General features: G+C 34.6%; 15 protein-coding genes. 12 read left to right on the forward strand and 3 right to left on the reverse strand.

Annotation, left to right across the window (positions count from 1 at the left end; all coding sequences use genetic code 11):
- Positions 1-298 precede the first annotated feature (298 nt).
- A complete protein-coding gene (locus tag K1X82_06645) occupies positions 299-1,384 on the reverse strand; it encodes a hypothetical protein (GenBank protein MBX7181770.1) in 1,086 nt (361 codons plus the stop codon).
- Positions 1,385-1,606: 222 nt separating this feature from the next.
- Between K1X82_06645 and K1X82_06650 the strand changes: the two genes are divergently transcribed.
- Complete coding sequence (locus K1X82_06650; protein MBX7181771.1) at positions 1,607-2,290, forward strand: tetratricopeptide repeat protein; 684 nt, start codon at positions 1,607-1,609, stop codon at positions 2,288-2,290.
- A 56-nt stretch (positions 2,291-2,346) separates the two neighbouring features.
- Positions 2,347-3,915, forward strand: a complete 1,569-nt coding sequence (locus K1X82_06655; protein ID MBX7181772.1) for a hypothetical protein — start codon at positions 2,347-2,349, stop codon at positions 3,913-3,915.
- On the opposite strand, the gene gpmI is transcribed toward K1X82_06655, so the two are convergent.
- Positions 3,908-5,425: a 2,3-bisphosphoglycerate-independent phosphoglycerate mutase gene (gpmI, locus tag K1X82_06660; GenBank protein ID MBX7181773.1), complete on the reverse strand. Its 1,518-nt coding sequence runs from the start codon at positions 5,423-5,425 to the stop codon at positions 3,908-3,910. The two genes, K1X82_06655 and gpmI, sit on opposite strands and share 8 nt — an antisense overlap.
- 164 nt (positions 5,426-5,589) lie before the next feature.
- Between gpmI and K1X82_06665 the strand changes: the two genes are divergently transcribed.
- The gene (locus K1X82_06665) at positions 5,590-8,670 is read left to right on the forward strand and encodes an ATP-binding cassette domain-containing protein (protein MBX7181774.1); all 3,081 of its coding nucleotides are present in this window, start codon (positions 5,590-5,592) and stop codon (positions 8,668-8,670) included.
- Positions 8,671-8,683: 13 nt separating this feature from the next.
- Here K1X82_06665 and K1X82_06670 read toward each other — a convergent pair whose 3' ends face one another.
- Positions 8,684-11,215: an AsmA-like C-terminal region-containing protein gene (locus tag K1X82_06670; GenBank protein MBX7181775.1), complete on the reverse strand. Its 2,532-nt coding sequence runs from the start codon at positions 11,213-11,215 to the stop codon at positions 8,684-8,686.
- Between the two features lie 410 nt (positions 11,216-11,625).
- On the opposite strand from K1X82_06670, the gene topA reads away from it, so the two are divergent.
- The 9 genes from topA to K1X82_06715 all read left to right on the forward strand — a co-directional run bounded on the left by topA (position 11,626) and on the right by K1X82_06715 (position 24,163).
- Positions 11,626-13,938 carry a type I DNA topoisomerase gene (gene topA / locus K1X82_06675; protein ID MBX7181776.1) on the forward strand — a complete coding sequence of 771 codons (2,313 nt, stop codon included), beginning with the start codon at positions 11,626-11,628 and terminating at the stop codon, positions 13,936-13,938.
- A 15-nt stretch (positions 13,939-13,953) separates the two neighbouring features.
- Positions 13,954-15,126, forward strand: coding sequence for a formimidoylglutamase (locus K1X82_06680; protein MBX7181777.1), 1,173 nt, complete (start codon positions 13,954-13,956; stop codon positions 15,124-15,126).
- Positions 15,127-15,343: 217 nt separating this feature from the next.
- Positions 15,344-16,255, forward strand: coding sequence for a type IX secretion system membrane protein PorP/SprF (locus K1X82_06685; GenBank protein MBX7181778.1), 912 nt, complete (start codon positions 15,344-15,346; stop codon positions 16,253-16,255).
- A gap of 153 nt (positions 16,256-16,408) precedes the next feature.
- Positions 16,409-17,674 (forward strand): SUMF1/EgtB/PvdO family nonheme iron enzyme, encoded by a 1,266-nt coding sequence (locus K1X82_06690; GenBank protein ID MBX7181779.1) that lies wholly within the window; start codon positions 16,409-16,411, stop codon positions 17,672-17,674.
- Between the two features lie 114 nt (positions 17,675-17,788).
- Positions 17,789-18,595, forward strand: coding sequence for a gliding motility protein GldL (gene gldL / locus K1X82_06695; protein MBX7181780.1), 807 nt, complete (start codon positions 17,789-17,791; stop codon positions 18,593-18,595).
- A 43-nt stretch (positions 18,596-18,638) separates the two neighbouring features.
- A complete protein-coding gene (gene gldM, locus K1X82_06700) occupies positions 18,639-20,303 on the forward strand; it encodes a gliding motility protein GldM (protein ID MBX7181781.1) in 1,665 nt (554 codons plus the stop codon).
- Positions 20,304-20,321: 18 nt separating this feature from the next.
- Entirely contained in the window at positions 20,322-21,158 is an 837-nt protein-coding gene (gldN, locus tag K1X82_06705; protein ID MBX7181782.1) for a gliding motility protein GldN, read from the forward strand.
- A gap of 106 nt (positions 21,159-21,264) precedes the next feature.
- Positions 21,265-21,597, forward strand: a complete 333-nt coding sequence (locus tag K1X82_06710; GenBank protein MBX7181783.1) for a hypothetical protein — start codon at positions 21,265-21,267, stop codon at positions 21,595-21,597.
- Positions 21,598-21,664: 67 nt separating this feature from the next.
- A complete protein-coding gene (locus K1X82_06715; protein MBX7181784.1) occupies positions 21,665-24,163 on the forward strand; it encodes a DUF2309 domain-containing protein in 2,499 nt (832 codons plus the stop codon).
- The last annotated feature ends 2 nt before the right edge of the window (positions 24,164-24,165 follow it).

Here is a 24,165-nt window from a genome sequence, read left to right on the forward strand (position 1 = left end):
AAACTGGTTGAATTTAAAGTTTTTCAAATTAGATGCTCTTAAATCGAACCATTTTGAAGGATATTAAACGTAAAATGGCGTCTAAAAGTGGTTATTAGACAAACTGACGATAGAGGCAAGTAGCTCCAAGCCAACGCAGCGTTTAGCGGAGTGGGCTTGGACTACAGCCGATAGCGTGACCCGAACGCCCATGCAAGTTATTTTCGGATTAGCAAAATGATGGTTGGGCGGAGGGGGCCCGCATAAAAAGTATTATAAAGAAGAAACTATTATTTCCGACTAATTAATTTGGCTTTATTTACTTGCAATCAGATTCCTTCATGGACGAAATCCATTCATTAATCAGCTCAACCCCTTCTTTATGAACCAATTGCCTTCCAATTTCCGGCATTAATTCACCTGGATCTGTACTTTTCATCCTATACAACAGGATTGACCTTTCGGGATGCTTGGGATGGATATCATATAACATATCACCGGCACCTCTGCCTGCCGCAATTGGAGATTTACATAACCCATAAGAAACCAAGTCCTGGTTTTCATACCTCAAATCTAGGCCGGATGTATTTCCTCTACCTTTTGGATTGTGGCAATGAGCACAATTGATGTCTAAATATGCCTTTGCTCTTTCTTCTAATGATCCGGATGAAGCGTCGTTCCATTTTGGGTTCTTGGGTTTTGTAGCAGGACAGGTTAAACCGTCGAGAATTCCCAACTTTGCCCAATGTTCTAATTGGTTTTCCTGCCCGGTAGAATACTCATATTCCTTATTTAAATTTCTAACCTTGGGACCAATAGGAGAAAATGTTTCTCCTACCACATGGCAATTATTACATAAATTCTTATTGGGAATGGAATAGTCTAAATTAATTTGTTCCCCGTTCGAACTAATCCAAGAAACTTTTCTTGTTCCACCGGCTATTTCAAGAATTGCATCTGTTTGATCCTCATTCCAAATATAAGGTAAGGCATCCCAACCATTTTGCCTTCTGACTAATACCCGCGTTTCCATAATTTTCCTTCCCTTCGTTTTATCCCTAAAATCTTTTGAATAATAAAATGTCTTAATCAAGCAACTTCCAATAGGAAAATCAATAACCGAAGTATCATTATAATTGGCAACCTTACCTTCAGGGACATAAACAAATCGCAATTTTTCAGCATAATCTGAAAACAAAGGCGTATTTAGGTCATAAGGAATAACCCTATCGTTAGGAATGAAATCCTTTAGTTCACCTTTAAAAAAATTATACTCTGAGAGATATTGATGAGGCTTCCCATCTAAATCTAAATCAACTTTTCCTGAATTTATGCTACAACCATAAAAACTTATAGTATAGATTAATACCCCCCATAAAAACAAAAACACCCTAGATTTTTTCATATCACCCTAATTAAGTGCCAAATTAATTAGATTTTGAATTCAAAAATTGTATCTCCGCATGAATATTTTTAAACAAGGGTATAACCTTTTGTGAAACTTGGCGTTTTAAATTCCCAAGCCCAATATCATAACCCACTGAAAAATTAACCAAGTCTGTCGTTCGTCGAATAAGTGTAACATGAATAAAGCAAGTTAAGTTATAAATCATAATTTTAAGTGGTCATGGAAACAACTATACTCCAACATTCAAGTCTCAAGAATAAATTTAGAGTTAGCCTTTTGGCTGGCATGGTTGGAATTGGCACAGCACAGGCCCAGTCACTGATGCCATTTAAAATCCAATTAGAACCAACTCGATCAGAAGCTGCTGCAGCCTTTTTTTACAGGGGTTATGAAAAGATGCAGAAAAAAGATTATGCGGCCGCATTAATTGCCTTAAATGATGCAATTGAAAGTAATCCCAATTTAATTGAAGCTTTCGTCTTACGTGGTTGGGCAAAACAAAGGTTATCGATGTATGATGAGGCAATTATGGATTTTAATCAAGCTCTTAGTTTTGCACCACTTAATGTAGATGCAATTCTTGGTCGAGGTGTTTCGATGTATCAGAAAGGCAATTATGAAGAATGTATCATAGCTATGCAAAAAGTTTTGAGTATCGACCCAAAACTTTCAGATGCTTATGTTTTTCTTGGTTCGGCTAGAACAAAAACTTTTCAGTACCAATTAGCCCTCTCTGAATTTGATAAAGCAATCGTTCAAAATCCGGATGCTGCCGGAGCCTATTTTGGCAGAGGTTTGGTGAAATATAAAAACAGGGATGTGACTGGAGCGGTTAGCGATTTGAATAAAGCAAAAGAGCTAGGTTTTGAATTTACCTCAGATGTTCTTGAGAGTTTGAACTAAGACAATTTAAGCCATATAGTTGATTGGTTCATTTAGTATTTTTGAAATCTAATTACATGATAAAAGGATTTCAAATTAAACGACTAGAACCTCTACTTTTCTTTTCATGCACTATAGTAGCTTGTTTTCAATTTTGGACTCTGCCATTTTTCTACACGCTTGATGGGCCTGCACATATATATAATGCCAAACTAATTGCGGAGCTTTGGCAAGAACCGAATAGCCCTCTTTACCAAGTATTCAATTTCAACCCGACCTTTGTTCCAAATTGGATTGGACATTTAATACTTATATTCCTAAATGTCTTTTATACACCTGAAGATTCAAATGCGATTCTTCTTAGCTTATGCTTAATTGGAATTCCTTTCTCCTTTAGGTTATTAGTTTCAAAAGTATCCCCTGAAAACCAATCGATAAGTTGGTTAACTATTCCTATTAGTCAAAACACCTTGATGTATCTGGGCTTTTTCAATTTTCAAATTGGAATAACCATCCTTTTACTTACCCTTTCCCAACTCTACCAATTTTACCAAAATCCGAAATTCAGTTGGATTAAAATTCTTCTTTTCTTCCTCCTTTTTCTATTATTATATCTTTCCCATCTATTCGTCCTCTTTATTGCATTGGGAATCGGAATTTCACTTCCACTTTACCAAATAATTATCAAAGCAAACATAAACCATAAGATAGTATTAAAGAAAGCACTGGCTATCAGCCTAGTGGCTTTACCATTTTTCTTACTAACACTAAGTTATTTCCTTAACAACTCACCAGGTTTAACCAAAACCTACCTTTCACCATCAACCCTAAATAGCTACATAGAAAATTTTGTCATTTTGGACTCTTATATTCCCGAACAAGAATCTATATTCAATTACAAGGTTAAGGCAATTTTCTATATTCTGTTTATCATTGTCATTTACCAGAAAATAAGTTCTATTATTAAAAATGCAAAACTTTCTTTTAATATTGATGACTTCTGGCTCTTCCTAGCAATTTCATTTTTAACCTTATATTATATTTTGCCCGACTCAGATGGCAAAGCAGGTTACATATCGTTTAGGTTGATTATATTCCTTCTATTGTTCTTTTTAATTTGGGCTGCAACCAGGAAAATAGAAAATTGGTTCAAAATCTGCATCGGTTTAGTGATATTCTTTGTCCAAACAGATAGAAATAATTATGTTTTCAAAATTCAAACTCAACTGAACGAATTCACATATGAAGCCAAAATCGTTAGCTCCTTTATTCCAAAAAATTCAGTAGTACTGCCCCTTAATTTTACTTCGAATTGGTTACTTAGCCACCAATCAAATTGTTTGGCTTTTTCTAAAAATCTAATCATTTTAGAAAATTATGAATGTTCAACAGGATACTTCCCGATTACATTCACACCTAGCATTCCGAACTATTCATTAGGGGATATACCTGCAATCTCTATTCCAAGTTGTGGGATTAGTCCAAACAACAATGCTCGGTTCAGTCCTATAGACTATGTATTTATTACAGGTAACGAAACCATAGTAAATGACCCACAAACCATCCAAATTAAAAATACTCTAAGAAACAATTACAAGTTAATTTGCAAAACCAACAATTGTAAACTTTTCAAGAAAATCAGATAAGTGCTTTACCTGTCATTCCAGAAGGAGCATTAATTTCCATTAACTTTAAAATAGTTGGAGCAATATCAGCAAGCCTTCCATCATGGATATGCTTTATTTCACGATCAATTAGAATCACTGGAACTTGATTAGTTGTATGGGCTGTATTTGGAGACCCATCCTTATTGATCATATATTCGGAATTACCATGATCAGCAATTATTAGAAAACTATACCCTGAAGCTTTTCCGGTTTCAACAACTTCCTTTAAACACAAATCAACTGTTTCTAAGGCCTTTACAACAGCTTTAAAATCACCAGTATGACCAACCATATCAGGATTTGCAAAATTCAAACAAACAAAATCAACTTCAGAATTTTTCAAGACTTTCACTATTTCATCCTTAACCTGGTATGCACTCATTTCAGGCATTAAATCATAAGTTGCAACTTTAGGCGATTGAACTAAAATTCTCCTTTCTCCAGAGAATTCAGCTTCACGTCCACCTGAAAAGAAAAATGTAACATGAGGATATTTTTCAGTTTCGGCTATTCTTAATTGAGTTTTACCATTTTCAGCTAATACCTCTCCAAGAGTATTGGACAAATTATCTTTGTCAAACATTACCTTTACTCCTTTAAATGTACTATCATAATTGGTCATTGTAATATAATTCAAAGGCAAAGTTGACATTTCAAATTCAGGCATATCCTTCTGTGTAAGAACCTGTGTTATTTCCCTGCAACGGTCGGTTCTAAAATTGAAACACACCACAACATCACCGGGCATAATTTTTCCAATTGGTTCAAAATCATCATTTATTACCACCATCGGTTTAATAAATTCATCTGTGCAACCCTCAGAATATGATAGTTTTACCCCCTTTAAGCAACTCGTAATTGGTCTTCCTTTACCATTAATTAAGGCATCGTAAGCCAACTTAACCCTTTCCCAACGTTTATCCCTATCCATAGCATAATACCTGCCAATCACAGTTGCAATCTTACCTGTTGTTTGTTGCAAGTAAGATTCCAACTTAGACAAATATCCAATACCACTTGTAGGGTCTGTATCTCTACCGTCAGTAATTGCATGAACAAAAACCTTTTCTAAACCCTTAGTTTTTGCTAATGAACATAGAGCAAAAAGATGATCTAGAGACGAATGAACTCCTCCATCTGAAACTAAACCTAAAAAGTGAACGGCCTTCATTTCCTTTTTAGCATATTCAAAGCCTGAAGCTAGTACTTGATTGGATTCCAAATCCCCATTTTTACAAGCAAGATTAATTCTTACCAAGTCTTGATAAACTATCCTTCCTGCTCCAATATTCAAATGTCCAACCTCCGAATTTCCCATTTGGCCATCCGGCAAACCAACATCTTCGCCTGAAGTTTTGAGTTTAGCTGTAGGACTATTTACTCTTAAGTCATTGAAAAATGGGACATTTGCCGCGAATGTTGCATCGGCAGAGGAACCATCACCAATTCCCCATCCGTCTAAAATTACAAGAACTACTTTTTTTGACATTTTAGCAAAATTAGTGTTTCATAGTAATAGTAAAGTAAAGAATAACAAAAAAATAAACATTAGGCTTCCCCTTCCTCTAATTTCCTCATTCGAAACTAAAACATGTTTCAATCGTTCCAATGAAATTATGGTTTATTTTTTTAGATATTTGTAAATAAAAAAAAATGAGTGAACGGATTTTAAAAGCCCTTATGCAGCTTTTTGCAATTATTGCAAGATCTGATGGTGGGACGTTAGGAAGAAAAGTTGTAGAAACATTTTTAAGACAACAATTAACATCCGACCAATTAAACTCATACTTGCTTTTTTACGATGATTTTTTTAAAGAGTATCATGGGTCTGACCAAATAGCTGACAGCGAAAAGAAACGGAAAAGGACTTCACTTTCTTCAGTAAAAATCCTGAAAATTTGCAACCAAATCAACTTAGATTTAGCCCATAAGCAAAAAATTATTGTTTTAATAAGACTCTTGGAATTTGTTAACAGTACAGAGGAAGTATCAGAACAAGACCTTGAATTTGTACAAACTGTTTCAGAAAGCTTTAATATTGATGGTGCAGAATTTAAACGTTGCCTAGCCTTCATTATTCCAAGGGCAACAGCAGAAAAATCAATCTTAGACGGTTTTACACTCAATATTTCTCCACAACACAAACATGAACGTTACCACATTTATAGTCCTGAGCTTGATGGAAATTTAGGCGTCTTGAATATATCTGATGGAGAATACTATTTGGTTAAATACTCAGGGGCTTCCGATTTAAACTTAAATGGACAAGTAATGCTGCCTGAAAGAGTTTATTTTCTAAACCAAGGAGCAAGCATTAGGAGTACGAAGGTCAAACCAATCTATTATAGTGACATTGTTGCAAGATTCCTAAATAGTGAAAACAAACCAAAAGTAATTTTTAAAGCGGAGGATTTAGTATACAAATTTAATGAAACTAAATATGGACTTCACCCATTTACTTTCCAGGAAGAAAGCGGCAAAATGGCTGGGATTATGGGGGCTAGTGGTGCAGGAAAATCAACCTTATTAAATATATTAAATGGGAATCTTGCTCCAACGTCTGGGAGAATAACCATTAACGGAATCGATCTTTACAAGGAAAAACCCAAAACAGAAGGCTTAATTGGCTATATTTCTCAAGATGATTTGTTGATGGAAGATTTAACAGTTTTCCAAAATCTATACTTCAATGCAAAACTATGTTTTGCAGATTATTCCAAATTTCAATTAACAAGATTAGTTCTAAAAACATTAAGGAATCTAGGACTTTATGAAATTAGACATTTAAAAGTTGGAAATGCATTAAACAAAAAAATTAGCGGAGGGCAAAGGAAAAGGGTAAATATAGCTTTGGAATTATTAAGAGAACCCTCTATTTTATTCGTAGATGAACCTACTTCTGGGCTATCAAGCAGAGATTCAGAAAACATCATGGATCTTCTTAAAGAATTATCCTTAAAAGGAAAATTAGTTTTTGTTGTAATCCATCAACCATCGTCAGATATATTCAAAATGTTTGACAGGCTATTAATCCTTGATACAGGAGGTTATCCTGTTTATAGTGGAAATCCTGTTGATGGTGTTGCCTATTTTAAAGATCAAATTGGATATGCAAACAACGAAGTAGAATGTTGGAATTGTGGAAATGTAAACCCAGAATTAATTTTTACAATCTTAGAATCTAAAGTACTGGATGAATATGGATCGCAAACCGAACATAGAAAAACAAAACCAAAAGAATGGAATGAATTATACTTAAAAAACATACAACCTTTTGAAAAGAGACAGGAAAGTAGTAAATTAAAACTTCCAGAAATAAACTTTAAAGTACCTAACAAAATAAACCAATTAATTGTTTTTACAAAAAGAGATTTATTATCAAAACTAACCAATACACAATATTTATTAATAAATTTATTAGAGACGCCACTTTTGGCATTAATACTCGCATTCCTTGTCAAGTATTACAATCAAGAAAACATTGGATACTTATACAGAGAAAATGAAAACCTACCAGCCTACTTATTCATGTGCGTGGTAGTAAGTTTATTTATAGGATTAACAGTTAGTGCTGAAGAAATAATACGAGATAGAAAAATACTGAAACGGGAAGAATTTCTAAACCTAAGCAGAATAAGCTATTTAAGTAGCAAAATTGGAATTATGTTCTTTCTTTCAGGAATTCAAACTATCCTATTTTTACTAATTGGAAATACAATCTTAGAAATTAAAGGGATGACAATAGACTATTTCTTAGTACTATTCTCAGTGTCTTGTTTTGCCAACATGTTAGGCCTAAACATTTCTTCAGCATTTAATTCCGCAGTTACCATTTATATTCTTATTCCATTTTTAATTATCCCTCAACTTCTCCTTAGCGGAGTAATTGTTAGTTTTGACAAATTAAACCCAAGTTTTGCCAGCCAAAGTGAAGTCCCAATCGCCGGAGAAATAATGGCCAGTAAATGGGCATATGAAGCACTGGCAGTAAACCAATTTAAGGAAAATGAATACGGAAAATTATTCTACAAAACAGACAAAGAAATATCAATATCAAATTTTCGAAAAAATTTCTGGATACCTGAAATAAGGAAAAAAGTAGATTTTTGTGAAAACTATTACAAATCACCTGATTCCAGTAATACCATAAAAAAGGAATTAGGCCTGTTAAAAAGAGAATTAGAGAAAGAAGTAAAATATGGATCTGGATTTAATTTAAAATGCATTGACGAGTTAAATTACACAAAGTTTAATAATAACACTGGAAGTGAAATAAAAAAATACCTTGAAAGTTTAGAAAAATATTACTTGAAAATAAATAATAAAAACATAAAAGAAAAAGACCTTATTACAACAAAATACATTAATGAAAACGGGGAAGCGGCCTTTAACAAACTAAAAGACAATTACCTGAACGACAACCTAACAGATTTGGTTAAGAACAAGAATAATTTTGATTTATATCAAATTTTAGAAAGAGAAGGAGAGTTCCTCCAAAGAACTGATCCAATTTATTTAGATCCAATCCAATCTAACTTCCTAAGGGCGCATTTCTTCTCCCCAAGAAAAAAACTATTTGGATTCTATATCGATACCTTTTGGGCAAACATTTTGGTAATTTGGTCAATGAGTGCTCTTCTTTTCTTTTCATTATATTTTAACTTAATGAAAAAAGTTCTAGACAATTTGGAAAATCTCTCACAAAAAATACCATTATTAAATAGAGACGAATAAATCTAATAAGGATTTACTCCCATTCAACATCAATTTTCTCTGAAGAAGAATCGTTTTTACTCTGATTCTTATTCCTGGTATTTTGATCCGATTTCTCAGGAGCGGTTTTCTCCTTTGATAGGTTCTGGTTATCTGGTTTATTTGAATTTGGTTTATTCCCCATATCTTCATCCCACGTAACTTTAAGTTTTGTTTTAGATACTGTTGAATTTCTTACTTTCATTAATGAATCCTTTCCGGATTTCGTAAATTCGCCTTTAAGCGTTTTTCTAATATTGCCTTTCTCCCCCATTAAATCCGATTTCAATTTATTCCTTACACCACCAAAATCATAAGAAAACAAAGGGTTTGACCCCTTACCTTTCATTCTTAAATATACAGAAGTCTTTCCACCATCTTCCTCCTCCTCCTCAAACTCAGAACCATTGTTCTTCTCAAACTTTTTTGCAAGTAAATCTGCCAATTGCAATCTAAAATGGTAATCGACATTATTTGTAAAATCATGAACACCCTCCACTCTAATGTTAATCACATTATTCCCAACATCCATTTGAGGAATTACAATTTGTCGATCCTTGATTGAAATATGGTTAGACAATTTCGAAAACTGTATACTTTGAAGTTCATTCAAATCTACAAATTTTGCTAGCTTTTCTAGTGGGGAAAAATCAATCAATTCTCCTTTCTCTATAGAAACATTAGTTTCCACAATAAGCATATCTGAACTAATATCAAGTTTTGAATTCATTGGAAATGAAAAACTTGCATCCAGAGATCCAAAACCTCTTATATTATTTGCTGTTATAAACTCCTGCCCAAAATTATCCGTTGCCAAAAACAACTTGTTTATTTCTACATTCTTAACCTTGGTAGAACCTTGAACTTTTAATAAACCCGATCTCCTACCATCTAAACTTCCACTCAAGAAAACCTCTCCTCCACACGACTCTAAATTAAGACCATTCATTGACAAAACTCTTTCTTTCAAAGTAGCGTTACCGGTAATATTTTTTGCTTGAAATTTCTTAAAATTTAATTCATCCAAATCCAATAGTAAAACAATTTCGGCTTTGGAAGGTAGATTCAAGGAATATACCGTATCTAAATCATTCCTTGATGGAATACTTGAAATTAATTCATCTATATCAATTCTATCCGCAGTTAAGGTAGCATTCATAAAAAGGGCTACATCGTCAAGGAATATATAGGGTAATAGGTTTCTAAAATATCCATTTAAACTAAAATCACTTTTCGAAATAAAACCCGAAAAATCCTTTATATACAACTCATTCCCCTTAAATTGGAAGCTGCCATCAAAATCTCTAAAGTCATTCGGATTTTTCTTCAACTCAAAATTAACATCTCTAATTTCAAATGATCCAGAGGCTATCGCATTCCTAAAGTCATTTATTCCAATTTTCCAATCAGAATTTATTCTTGTTTTAAAATCTATTTTACCAATTATCCAGCCATCAATAAATTTCAAGTAATCATCTGGGAAAAACTGATTCAACTCAAATAAATTCAAATTAGCATTGCAAGCAATGCTAATTGATGGGTTAGAAAAATTTTCCACAAAAAAATCTCCGTTAATAACCCCATGACCTAATTTTGCATGAAAATTCTTTATTCCTAATCGGGTTGTCCTATAACTTCTACTTGAACCGTTACTAAAATCACCCGTCATATTCACTTGAGTTAAGTCTACTTTTCCAAATCCTGAGGAAATTACGCCTTCTTTGATTCCAAAATTCCCCTCTACCAATGGAAAAAAACCATTACCCAAAATTCCGTTTACATTTCCCGTAAAGTAGAAAACCCCTGAACTTTTAAATCTCTCCAAATCGTAATTAAACTTGGCTGGAACTAATGAGAGAATTGAACCTATATTCATTTCTTTCCCCCGTAAATTCAGATCAAGAAATGTTCCTTTCCTTTTGTTTACAACCTTTCCATTAATTGCCATAGAAAGATCTGCAAGCCTGACATTTGCTTCTTCAAACACATACTCTTGTTTAATTTTGTCAACTCGAGCCACCCCTTCAAGTCGGATCCTTTTTGTTCTTAATAATTTATTACCATTATGATCAATATTCCATAACATTGCCTTACATAGAAAATCAAGATCATACCTGTTATTTGCAAATTGCCCACTTAATCTTAACTCATTGGAATTTCCACTGAGGTCAACACCCAGTGATTTATCAGAATAAAAAAATATCAAATTCTTAATATAAACCTTATCCAACTTAATAGAAAATGAGGTTCTCGAGTTTTTCGAGTCTTTGAAAATATTAAAATTCCCTTCTCCAGATTTATTTATTTCTATCCTTGCCACCCCATTTTCTGCCTGAATGGTTCTAATAACATATTTCTCCCTTAACACATCAACCAGATTAAATTGTAAGAAAACACTTCTAAATTTAAACAGTGTATCCTTATTCTTATCCGAATTAACCTCCATAACATAAACATCCTCTAGTTGTATGGAAGTATAAGGGAATTTAGATAGAAAATTAACATCCAATTTTGGACCAATTTTCACTTCTGATTTAAAGTTACTGTTTAATTCTGATAGTACATAAGATTTTAACTCATTCTGAAAAAAAAAGGAAACAAAAAAGCCACCACCCAACAAAATCAATAAAACAGCAATAATTGCAGAAAAAATCCACCTAATCCACTTAGCAGCAGCAACCCTAATTTTTATGTCCTTCAAAACTTTCAAAAAGTAAAAACGAATTAATAATCCAAAAATTTCATGATACCTAATTCAGGCAAAACTAATAAAGACATTCCTCCTTTATTTGTACTTATCCAAAAAACTTACCAAAAACAAATTATATCCTCCATAATTTATAAAATCCTACATTATTTATAGCAAAGGTCGATTTTCTTTAATCTTATCAAACATTTTATTTTTCTTTGCACGCCCTTAAACATCCCTAATTAACCATGGCTAAAAATCTTGTAATTGTAGAGTCCCCCGCTAAAGCTAAAACAATAGAAGGCTTTTTAGGGAAAGATTTTATTGTAAAATCCAGCTATGGACATATCAGGGACTTACCCAAAAAAGGCTTAGCAATAAATCTAAAGAAAAATTACGAACCTGAATATGAAGTTTCTCCTGACAAGCAAAAAATTGTAAGTGACCTAAAAAAACTCTCAAAAGAATCTGAAATTGTTTGGTTGGCAACGGATGAAGACCGCGAAGGAGAAGCTATTTCATGGCATCTTTTTGATGCATTAGGACTAGAAGAAGCCAAGACAAAAAGAATTGTCTTTCACGAGATTACTAAATCAGCCATTTCAAAAGCCATTGAAAACCCAAGAAGTATTAACTATAACCTGGTTGATGCCCAACAAGCTAGAAGAGTTTTGGATAGGATAGTAGGTTTTGAATTATCCCCGATATTATGGAAAAAAGTAAAACCAAGTTTATCTGCTGGAAGAGTGCAATCTGTAACAGTTCGACTCATTGTAGAACGTGAAAGGGAAATTTCTAACTTTAAATCGAGTTACAGCTTTAGGGTTGTAGGTCACTTTCCTGTTAAAAACGCTAAAGGTTCTGGATTATTAAAGGCAGAATGTTCCAAAAGATTTGCATCTAAAGAAGAAGCCACAGCTTTTTTAAACAAATGCAAAGTTTCTACTTTTTCAATAAAAAACTTGGAAACTAAACCTGCAAAGAAATCCCCTGCACCTCCATTTACTACATCAACCCTTCAACAAGAGGCTGGAAGAAAACTTGGCTTTTCTGTAGCACAAACTATGACAATTGCACAACGGCTTTATGAATCTGGGAAAATTACTTACATGAGAACAGATTCCGTAAATTTATCCGAATTAGCGATTTCAACTTCTGCCTCAGAAATCAATAACTTCTTTGGGAAAGAATATTTACAAACCAGGAAATATACTACCAAAGCAAAAGGAGCACAAGAAGCACATGAAGCTATTCGTCCAACCTATATGGACCAACATTCGGTTGAAGGTGATAATGGTGAAAAAAAACTATATGACTTAATTTGGAAAAGAACTATTGCCTCACAAATGGCTGATGCTCAGCTGGAGAGGACAAACATTACTATTGGGGTTTCAAACTCTAATGAACTCTTTATTGCAAATGGGGAAGTCATCAAATTTGACGGATTTTTGAAAGTTTACCTTGAAAGTTCTGACGATGAAAATGAAGAACAAGAAGGTATGCTGCCACCTGTTACCATTGGTGAAGTTTTGGAAATGAAAGAAATAAATGCTACTCAAAAATTCACCCAACACCCTCCCAGATATTCAGAAGCAAGTCTTGTTAAAAAGCTAGAAGAACTAGGCATAGGTAGACCTTCCACATATGCACCGACCATTTCAACTGTTCAAAAAAGAGGTTATGTAACTAAAGAAGATCGAGTAGGAATACAAAGAACTTTCACCTTGATTACCTTAACAAATAAAGGAATTTCAGAAATTGAAAAAACAGAAAATTACGGCAGTGAAAAATCAAAACTATTCCCCACTGACATTGGAATGGTTGTGAATGATTTCCTAGTTGAACATTTTAAAGAAATATTAGATTACAATTTTACTGCGGAAGTAGAAAAAGAATTTGATGAAGTTGCTGAAGGTCAAGTCAAATGGACTAAAATGATTGATAACTTTTATAAGCCATTTCATTCAATTGTTGAAACAACAGAACAAACTAGTGAAAGAGCTAAAGGTGAAAGATTATTAGGAGTGGACCCAAAAACACAAAAGAATATTTATGCCAAAATTGGAAAATTTGGACCACTTGTTCAGTTAGGAGAAAATGAGGATATTGACAAACCTAAATTTGCAGGTTTAAAAAAAGGTCAACGGCTGGAAAATATTACCCTTGAAGAAGCATTGGACTTGTTTAAACTACCTCGTCAATTAGGCTCATTTGATGGGAAGGAGGTTATGGTTTCCCTTGGTCGATTTGGGCCTTTTGTTAAAATTGGAAATGAATTTGCCTCTTTAAAAAAGGAAGACGATCCATTTACCATAGAATTATCCAGAGCCATTGAATTAATGGTTGAAAAGAAAAAGTCTGATGAAGAAAAAATCATAAAAGATTTTGGAGATAAAGAACATACCAGAATACTTAATGGAAGATGGGGTGCCTACATAGCAATCGGCAAAAACAATTATAAAATCCCCAAAGGACAGGAACCTAAAGATCTTTCTTTAGATGATTGCAGAAGGATTGCTGAAGATTCCGGAACAACTGTTAAAAAGGGAAAACGAAAATAAACCTCCATCTAAACTATGACTTTTGACGATATTTCAATCTTTCTTGAACCTAGCCAAATTTCCACAAACACTTACAGTGATGATGCTTTAGGGGGAAAGGTTCTTTTCATCGAAAAAAAATCATATGAAAACGAATTCTTCCAAAAGAAACTAGTCATTCTTGGCATAATGGAAGATCGTGGGAATACAGAAAACAAAGGTTCATCCAATGCCCCTGATTTAATTAGAGCGCAACTTTATAAATTAAAAATCGGAGGTTACGAATCCGATCTAATCGATTTGGGTAATATAAGTCCTGGATTTGAAAAGAATGACACTTATTTTGCAACATCACAAACAATTGCCTATTTGTTATTCCAAAATGCAACTATAATTGTAATAGGAGGCTCGCAAGATTTAACTTACCCGATATATAAATCTTTTGAAAATCTAGAACAGGTAGTAAACCTAGCATCAATTGATCCAAAATTTGACATAGGAACCTTGGATCAAGAAATTGATAGTGACAATTTTTTAGGCAGAATTGTGGCACATCAACCTAATTATCTTTTTAATTATAGTAATTTAGGCTACCAGAGCTATTTTACCGACCCTAAGACAATTGAATTAATGCAAAAATTGTATTTCGATGCATACAGATTAGGTGAGATTAAAGAAAACATGGAACTTGCTGAACCAGCATTACGAAATGCAGATATCGTTTCATTTGATTTATCTGCAATACGATCAGCAGACTTCTTAGCCCATAACCAAGTAACTCCAAATGGATTTAATGGAGAAGATGCTTGTAAAATTTCCAGGTATGCAGGATTAAGCGATAAATTATCTGTTTTTGGCTTATTTGAACTAAATCCAGATTTAGATTTCCGAAATCAATCAACCATCTTGGCAGCTGAAATGATTTGGTATTTTTTGAATGGCTACTTTAATAGAATTAATGATTACCCTATTGTCGATAAATCAAAATATACAAGATATAGTGTACCAATCAAAGAAGATAGGTATGAAATAGTTTTTTATAAAAGTAATAAAAGTGACAGGTGGTGGATGGAAGTACCATATCCCAGTAAACCAACAAATAAGTATGAAAGACATTTTATGGTACCTTGTTCTTACAAAGATTATCAAGTAGCCTGCAACAATGAAATTCCGGATAGATGGTGGCAGACCTACCAAAAATTGCATTAAGACTTATACCTAATTGGATATCCAAACCACATTTTTTACTAATTTTCGATAAACTACAATTCACAAAAACCCAATAAAATAAAGAACTCCAGCAGTTTTTTTTCAATTTTCGAACGTATTTTTGTTGATAACGTTAATCGGATTAAAAATATGCTTAGTTTAGCCCCTCCAAAAATTAACCTGTAAAGCACTGTTCACACAACGCAACTTTTAACAGATGAAAAAAGTTTTTACAACATTATTTTTAGCCGTAAGTCTAACAACAATAGCCCAACAAGATCCGCAATTCAGCCAAAACATGTGGAATCGCTTGCAACCTAATCCAGGATTTGCAGGAGCAAATGGTGGAATTTGCGCCACTTTATTGGGCAGAATGCAATGGGTTGGATTTGATGGAGCCCCTAAAACATATCTCTTAAATGTAGATGGATATATTGCAGCCATTCGCGGTGGAGTTGGTTTGTCCGTTATGTCTGACAATATTGGTGTTCAAAAAGGAATTGCAGCTAAATTATCTTATGCCTATAAACTTAATTTAGGTACAGGTTCTTTAGGCATTGGCGCAGATGTAGGAATTCTAATGAGCTCTTTAGATGGAAGTAAACTTGTTCCTGCTCAAGGAAATGATAATTCCATTCCAACAGGCAATAGTAGTTCAGTAGTTCCTGATTTTGGCTTAGGATTATACTATCAAATTCCTGAAAAACTTTATTTTGGAGTTTCAACAACTCACTTGGTTCCCGGAACACTTAAGTATAGCAATGTAAATTATAAAGTTGCAAGACATTATTACTTAATGGCGGGTTATACCTACAACATGACCCAAAAATTTGACTTAATCCCATCTATTTTCATTAAAACAGACGGTAAAGCAACTCAGTTTGACATAAACTTAAACGTCATGTACAATAAATTGATTTGGCTTGGAGCATCCTATAGACTTCAAGATGCAGCAGTTGCGATGGCCGGAGTTCAATGGAAGAATTTTAGACTAGGCTACTCATACGACTTCAATACTTCTAAATTAAATGCATATAATAGTGGAACCCACGAATTAATGCTTGGATATTGCTTTAAACTAGAAAAGCCTGCAATTACTTCCAAATACAAAAACACTCGTTACTTATAGTATTTTCGTAACCTTATCGTAATAAAATTCGTTGAAGTCAAAACTTATTAACAACAAAAATCTGTAAGTCAGACACTTGCAGATTTTTTTCATAATAGGAAAAATAATTTGAAAATCACCTCGTTTGAATTAGAACCAACCAAACGTTTGAACATGAAAAAACTCCTTTTGATTCTCCCAGTAGCAGTATTAACTCTTGCAAGTTGTGGAGATAAGGGTCGCGGTAATCTTATCGGAGTTCAAGATCGACAAGAATGGTACCAAGAAGATCCATATGGAATGTTATTTATTCCTATGGGCTCTTATCAAATGGGGCCAAGCGACCAAGATGCACCCTATGCACTTACAGCTCAATCAAAAACTGTTTCCGTTCAAGCCTTTTACATGGATATAACGGAAATTACCAATAATGAATATCGCCAGTTCGTATATTGGGTTAGGGATTCAATGGCTCATCGATTAATTGGTGAAGACCACATTTTAGAAGAAGGTGAATATGGCGAACGTATAAACTGGGAAGAGAAGATTGAATGGGATGACGAGCAAACAATGGAAACATTGGAAGAACTATATCTTCCAGAACATGAAAGATTTTACCGCCGTCGTGAAATTGATACTAGAAAATTAAATTTTGAATACTACTGGATTGATCTAAGAGAAGCTGCTCGTAAGGCAAACAGAGAGCAAGGAATGAAAGATCGTTCAGTATTTATTAAAAAGGATATTATTAACGTTTATCCTGATACCCTTTCATGGATACACGACTTTACCTATTCATTTAATGAGCCAATGACCAATATGTATTTTTGGCATCCGGCATATGACGAATATCCAGTTGTTGGAGTTACTTGGAAACAAGCAAGAGCCTTCTGTATTTGGAGGACACAATTGCTAAACAGTTATCTTCAAGCTAATGGAGAATCTTTCGTTCAAGACTTTAGATTACCTACTGAATCTGAATGGGAATATGCAGCTCGTGGTGGTCTGGATTTAGCTCCATATCCATGGGGAGGTCCTTACATTAGAAATAGCAGAGGTTGCTTCCTTGGTAACTATAAACCCCTCAGAGGTAACTACGTAGATGATGGAGGTTTTCATACTGTAACTTCCACATCCTATGCCCCAAATGAGTTTGGATTGTATTGCATGGCTGGTAATGCTGCAGAATGGACAAGTAATGCATTTGATGAATCAGCTTATAATTTTACACATGATTTGAATCCTGATTATCTTTATGATGCCAAGGATTCAGATCCTCCAGCATTGAAACGTAAAGTAATTCGTGGTGGATCCTGGAAAGATATAGGCTACTACATGCAAACTAGTTCCAGAACTTACGAATACCAAGATACTGCAAAATGCTATGTTGGATTCCGCTGTGTAATGAGTTTCTTAGGAAGAGATAAAAAAGATTTTTAACACTTAGTTTTCCAATTCCAAAGATTTCTATTATTGCGCAGTTTTTAAAGACTGTACATTTAATTACTATTTTATCATAAACCACAACTAAAAACCAATCAAAAATTAAGTAAAATGGCATCGAACAAAGCGTTTAAAAGAATCATGGGTATGATTTACGGACTCGGAGCTGCGGTTGTAATCCTTGGAGCACTTTTTAAAATCCAACACTGGCCTGGTGCGAGTGAAATGTTGACCGTAGGACTACTTACAGAAGCCGTAATCTTTGCCTTCTCGGCATTTGAAAAACCTCATGAAGAACCGGATTGGACTTTAGTTTATCCTGAATTAGCAGGAATGGAATCTGAAAATCCAAGAGACGGTGGTAGAGGTAACGCAGGAGGCGGACTAATTGGAGATTCAGTTTCCCAATCCTTAGATAAATTACTTGAAGAAGCTAAAATTGGTCCAGAATTACTTGAAAGTCTTGGTTCAGGTTTAAAAAATCTTAGCGATTCAACAAACAAATTAAATGATATTTCCGAAGCAAGTGTAGCAACCAATAACTACGTTGATAAATTAAATACAGCCTCCAGTTCAGTTGAAAAATTAGCTCAAAATTATGCTAATGCATCCAGCTCTCTAACAGGATTAGCCACAAGTACTGAAGCAGGTGCATCAATTGGAGATAGTCTTCAATCTGTTGCTAAAAACCTATCTCAACTTAATGCGGTTTATGAACTACAACTTCAAGGTTCAAGAGAACTAACTGAAACTCAAAACCGTTTATATTCAGGAATTCAAAGCGTTATGCAGAACCTAAGCGACTCTGTTGATGATACACGTCGTTACAGAGAAGAAGTAGCTAAATTGGCTGAAAACCTTGATGCTTTAAATACTGTTTATGGCAACATGTTGTCAGCAATGAATGTTCGCAAATAACTTTATCCTGAACCTAAGAAAAACTACTAATACGCGCTAAAAAATGGCAGGAGGAAAAGAAACCCCCAGGCAGAAGATGATCGGGATGATGTATTTGGTTCTGACGGCCTTATTGGCACTGAACGTATCCAAATCCATCTTGGACGCTTTTATTGTTGTAAACGAGGGTCTCCAAAAGACTAATAAAAACTTCGTACTTAAAAACACAACAACTTATGGAGCGTTTAAATCAGCAATGGAGAAAGATCCTACAAAAACCAAACCTTATTTCGATAGGGCTTTGGAAGTACAAAAAATTTGTAAGGAATTAAATCAACATATTACTGAATTAAAAAAGCATTTGGTACTTGAAATTGACAAACCTGAAGACCCGAAATCAATTGATAAATTGATTGACAGTATGAAGTATATCAATTCTAAAGACAATTATGATTTACCTACCACTATCATGATTGGTGAAGATTTGGCAAAAATCAAACCTAAAACAGAGAAATGGAGTGCTTTGGAATTAAAAGAAAAAATAGATAATTGCAGAAATAAACTAATCAAACTTCTTGATGATGGTGCAGGAATAAAAATTATTCCTGATATCAAAAACAAGGTTCAAGCTGCAGTTAAAAATGGATTAAGTACAGATATTAAATATATCGAAGATGGACATGATATTGGATGGGCAGGAATGAACTTCTACCACTTGCCATTGGTAGCGGTTCTTACTAACTTAACCAAAATGCAAAACGATGTTAACAATGCAGAGGCAGATGTAATCAATGGTTTGTTAAGCGCTGTTAAAGCTAATGACTTCACTTTTGATAAACTTACTGCTAGAGTTATTGCTCCTTCCAGCTACATAATCGCTGGCGACGAGTATAAAGCAGAAGTCCTTCTGGTGGCCTTTAATTCATCATCTAACCCAGAAATTGTTTTAGGATCGGTAGATACGGTTCAAAATAAAATCTTGAGCGAATCAGGAAAAATTCCGGTTGAAGGTGGTTTAGGCCGCTATTCTTCAAGAGATGGATCAGAAGGTTTGAAAAAATGGGGAGGAGCCATTAAGGTAGCTAAACCGGATGGAACAAAAGAAGTTTATACCTTCCAATCAGAATACATGGTAGCCAAACCTGGTATCACAGTTTCTCCAACCAAAATGAACGTACTTTACATTGGTGTAGATAACCCATTATCAATTTCAGCTCCAGGTATTGCAAACGAAAAAGTTCAACCAAGCATTTCTGCTGGCTCTTTATCGGCTGTTAATGCAAAAAATGGCGAATACATCGCTAAAGTAACTGCAGGAACAAAAGAGGCAATAGTAAGCGTAATGGCTGAATTCAACGGACAAAAGAAAAAAATGGGTGAATTTAAGTTCCGTGTTAAAACAGTTCCTAACCCGGCACCTTTCGTTAATGGTAAAAAAGAAGGTTTAATTACCAAAGGTGAAGTTGAAGCTGCCGGAGCCGTAATTGCTAAAATGGAGAACTTCGATTTCGATTTAAATTTCAAAGTTACAGGTTTCACAATTTCAGTTCCTAAAGGTGGTGACTACTTCGATTATACCTCCACTAGCAACCGATTCACTCCGGAAATGCTTACTGCTATAAAAGGTATGAAGAAAGGTTCGAAACTAATTATCGAAAACATCAAAGCGGTAGGACCGGACGGAACACCTCGTAAACTTGAAAACGTGGTATTTAAAATCAATGGTTAATATTTTAATTTAACTCCAATGAAAAAATTCTTTGCATGGGTAGTTTTAGTAACCATCTCTTTGGTTACTTCTACAAATCTTGGCGTGGCCCAAAACGTTTTGGATGGTGTTTATGTAAAAGAACATTACCCTACACGTAAGGTAATCCCATATACCAATTTGCGCGAAGCTGATGTAATGTGGTGCAAAAGAATCTGGAGAAAAATGGATCTAAGAGAAAAAATAAATCATCCTCTTTATTTCCCGGCACAAAAAATCAAAGACCGCAGAAGTTTAACTCAGGTAATTATGGATGCAGTTAACGAGGGTAGCCTTACTGCTTACCGAGGTGATGATGAAGAATTCACTACCGTAATGACAAAAGCTGAAATTGATGGAATCATGTCTAGAACTGATACTTTATTCGTTGATGATCCGGATAATCCAGGCAATCAGATTATGAAAATTGCAACCAATGAATTCGATCCTTCTGAAGTAACTGAATATCGTATCAAAGAAGATTGGTTTTTTGATAAACAACGCTCCGTTTTAGATGTTAGAATCATTGGACTTCAACCAGTAAAATTTGAAGAAAACGAAGGCGAAGTTCGTTCTAAACCTCTATTTTGGATTTATTACCCTGAAGCAAGAAGCATTTTCGCAAATGCAGAAGTGTTCAATCGCCAAAACGATGCTGAACGTAAAACCCTCGAAGATATTTTTTGGAAAAGAATGTTCGGTAGCTATATCTTTAGAGAACAAAATGTTTATAACAGAACCATTTCAGAATACGCTCAGGGAATGGATGCCTTGTTGGAAGCTGAACGAGTAAAAGACGACATTTTTAAATTAGAACACGACCTTTGGGAATATTAATCCCCTGAAAATCCCTCCAAACCGGAGGGATTTTTTTTTGTTACAAAAATTTAGCTATTTCCGAATTCTCTATGTAATAGATGCAATTACCTTTGCAACTTATATAATGAAAAAATCAATTCTCCTCTTGATAACAATAGTCTACCTAATATTATTAGGTATTCAGGCTTGGGGGAACATTTTTCATTTTAATAAATCTAAACCTTCGTATAACAAATTAATTTTCGTCAACTCCAGCGATTTAAATGAGACTTCCTTCAACTACTGGGCAGAAACCAATGAATCGGACGATAAATTAGATGATTTCTTCCATTCAGGAACTTCTGAAGAATATGTTCCTTTCAAAATTAAATGTACCACATTTAAACAACAACTCAGTTCTCCACCTAATAGTGATTTCAAATTAAGCTATTTAGATATTCGTGTACTTCGGATTTAGTTTTCATTGGTAGACCAATGTAAATAACTAATGTTCAACGACAGTTTCTGTCAAACAATCCGAACTTATGAATAATTCCCATTCCAACAAAAACGGCATTTCTGCCACTATACACGAATTAAAGCATTACTTGCCTTCACAGGCTCCGCTCAAAGATTTTATCCACCATAATACTTTACACGCCTTTCAGCACGACAATTTTCATACTGGAATCAGGAAGGCTGCTAAAATCCTAGGATATAAGGTATATCTAAACCTGGGAGAATTTAGAGACAGATATAAAAAGGGTGAAATCAACGATAAAATTCTGGATAGCAAAATCCTTCAAATTAAAGGTCAAGTTGATTTGAAAGAATTCAAATCTAAAATGCTGACCAAGAAATTCGAAACCAATCCCCCAAGGAGGGTTGGAACTTTAAGATCAATTTGGAAAAAAGAATACCAAATTGACCTTGATTCCCAGGTACACCCTTTTCTCTTTCGTATTCTTTGCAGTTACCTTGACCAAGGAATATCCATATGGAATTTCCCTGTAACTAGGAAAAAATTTCTCGACTCCATAAGAGAAATGGAAAGAAACTGCTTTACTAGCTTCTTCAAAACAGAAAGAGCAAAAAGACTATTACTAAACGAAGAAACTTCACTCGAAAATTTACTAAAAATTATTGTTGGAAGAGAATCCTTGTATAAAGAATATCTTTTTGACCAACAATTTGCTCACCAAGGTTGGTCTGGATTGGTTTCAACTGTCGAAGACCTTCCTGAAACATTGTTGGATACTAAGCAAATTTCATTGGAAGAACTAATCTTCCTTGAACTAATAATGGAAATCGACAATCTGGATAATACCTTAGGGAACTGGCAACCCATTTGCTCCCATGTACTTGAGGATTATGAAGATTTATTTTCTCCCATCACAATTACTGAATTGGATGAAGTTTTGGAAATTTGGCAAGAAGCGTTTGAATGGTCTTATTATGACAGAATTCTTAAAGGTATTCAAGAAGAAACACTTTCACATACCCCAAAAGAAAACCTCAGCTTCCAAGGACTATTTTGTATCGATGATAGGGAATGTTCCTTGCGTAGACATTTAGAATACCTCGATAATTCTTGTGAAACCTTTGGAACACCCGGTTTCTTTGGGGTTGAATTCTATTACCAACCGGAACACAGTAAATTCTATACCAAACTCTGTCCTGCTCCGGTAACTCCTAAATACTTAATTAAACAAATAGAAACAAAAGAACGAAACAAAAAAGATGTTCATTTTACCCAACGTAGTCATTCCATGGTACAAGGTTGGCTAATTTCTCAAACGGTTGGTTTCTGGTCAGCATTTCAATTGTTTCGAAACATCTTTAAACCATCTATCAGCCCTGCAACTACCTTATCTTTTAAACATATGGATAAGGAATGTAGACTTACCATCGAAAACGAAGGACCTCATCAACATGAAAACGGACTTCAGATTGGTTTTACGGTGGAAGAAATGGCTAATCGCGTAGAAGCTAATCTAAGGAGCATAGGACTAGTAAGAAACTTTGCTTCGATTGTTTATGTAGTCGGGCATGGTGCCAGCAGTGTAAACAATCCTCATTACGCAGCATATGATTGTGGGGCCTGTTCCGGCAGACCGGGTTCAGTTAACGCCCGTGTTTTTGCTACCATGGCAAATCATAACGAGGTAAGAGCCATATTAAAAGAAAGAGGTCTGGAGATTCCTTCAACAACCCAATTTGTGAGTGCTTTACACGATACCACGAGAGACGAAATCATGTTCTATGACGAATCAAGTCTCTCTAATAGCAATTACCAAAACCACCTGCTACATGAAGAAACCTTTCGAAAAGCACTGGATCTGAATGCCAAAGAACGTTCCAGACGTTTTATGTCCATTGATACCGAATTACCAGCCGAGAAAATTCATAAAAAAATTCTCGACAGATCTGTTTCTTTGTTTGAACCTAGACCCGAATTAAATCATGCCACCAATGCCTTGTGTATCGTTGGCAGAAGAGAATTATCCAGACACTTGTTCTTGGATAGACGATCCTTCCTTAATTCCTTTGATCCATATGTTGACCCTGAAGGAAAATACCTTCTTAATATCCTCAAAGCCGCGGCTCCGGTGTGTGGAGGTATTAATTTAGAATATTACTTCTCCAGAGTAGATAACCGCAAATTAGGCGCCGGTACCAAACTTCCTCATAATGTTATGGGACTCTTTGGTGTAGCTAATGGAATCGACGGAGATTTAAGACCCGGACTTCCCAGCCAAATGATTGAAGTTCACGATCCGGTTAGGTTGCTAATTATTGTAGAACACGATCCGGATATTCTACTGGAAACAATTCAAAAAAATGCTGAAACCTACGAATGGTTTATTAATGAATGGGTTCACCTAGTTGCTGTACATCCGGAAACACGAAACTTTTCTGTGTTTAAAGAGGGTGTATTTAAACCCTACCTTCCAATAAATGAACAAGTTGAAACTACCAATAATCCTGTAAAATTGGTAGAAAGCTCGCACGAAAACCTACCTGTAACCCTTTTAACTTGCTGATT

The sequence above is a fragment of the Bacteroidia bacterium genome (assembly GCA_019695265.1).
GTDB lineage: Bacteria > Bacteroidota > Bacteroidia > JAIBAJ01 > JAIBAJ01 > JAIBAJ01.

Bases quoted from the DNA above. Each gene is read 5' to 3' on its own strand.
- K1X82_06645 (MBX7181770.1), bottom strand. From the start codon at position 1,384: ATGAAAAAATCTAGGGTGTTTTTGTTTTTATGGGGGGTATTAATCTAT.
- K1X82_06650 (MBX7181771.1), top strand. From the start codon at position 1,607: ATGGAAACAACTATACTCCAACATTCAAGTCTCAAGAATAAATTTAGA.
- K1X82_06655 (MBX7181772.1), top strand. From the start codon at position 2,347: ATGATAAAAGGATTTCAAATTAAACGACTAGAACCTCTACTTTTCTTT.
- gpmI (MBX7181773.1), bottom strand. From the start codon at position 5,425: ATGTCAAAAAAAGTAGTTCTTGTAATTTTAGACGGATGGGGAATTGGT.
- K1X82_06665 (MBX7181774.1), top strand. From the start codon at position 5,590: ATGAGTGAACGGATTTTAAAAGCCCTTATGCAGCTTTTTGCAATTATT.
- topA (MBX7181776.1), top strand. From the start codon at position 11,626: ATGGCTAAAAATCTTGTAATTGTAGAGTCCCCCGCTAAAGCTAAAACA.
- K1X82_06680 (MBX7181777.1), top strand. From the start codon at position 13,954: ATGACTTTTGACGATATTTCAATCTTTCTTGAACCTAGCCAAATTTCC.
- K1X82_06685 (MBX7181778.1), top strand. From the start codon at position 15,344: ATGAAAAAAGTTTTTACAACATTATTTTTAGCCGTAAGTCTAACAACA.
- K1X82_06690 (MBX7181779.1), top strand. From the start codon at position 16,409: ATGAAAAAACTCCTTTTGATTCTCCCAGTAGCAGTATTAACTCTTGCA.
- gldL (MBX7181780.1), top strand. From the start codon at position 17,789: ATGGCATCGAACAAAGCGTTTAAAAGAATCATGGGTATGATTTACGGA.
- gldM (MBX7181781.1), top strand. From the start codon at position 18,639: ATGGCAGGAGGAAAAGAAACCCCCAGGCAGAAGATGATCGGGATGATG.
- gldN (MBX7181782.1), top strand. From the start codon at position 20,322: ATGAAAAAATTCTTTGCATGGGTAGTTTTAGTAACCATCTCTTTGGTT.
- K1X82_06710 (MBX7181783.1), top strand. From the start codon at position 21,265: ATGAAAAAATCAATTCTCCTCTTGATAACAATAGTCTACCTAATATTA.
- K1X82_06715 (MBX7181784.1), top strand. From the start codon at position 21,665: ATGAATAATTCCCATTCCAACAAAAACGGCATTTCTGCCACTATACAC.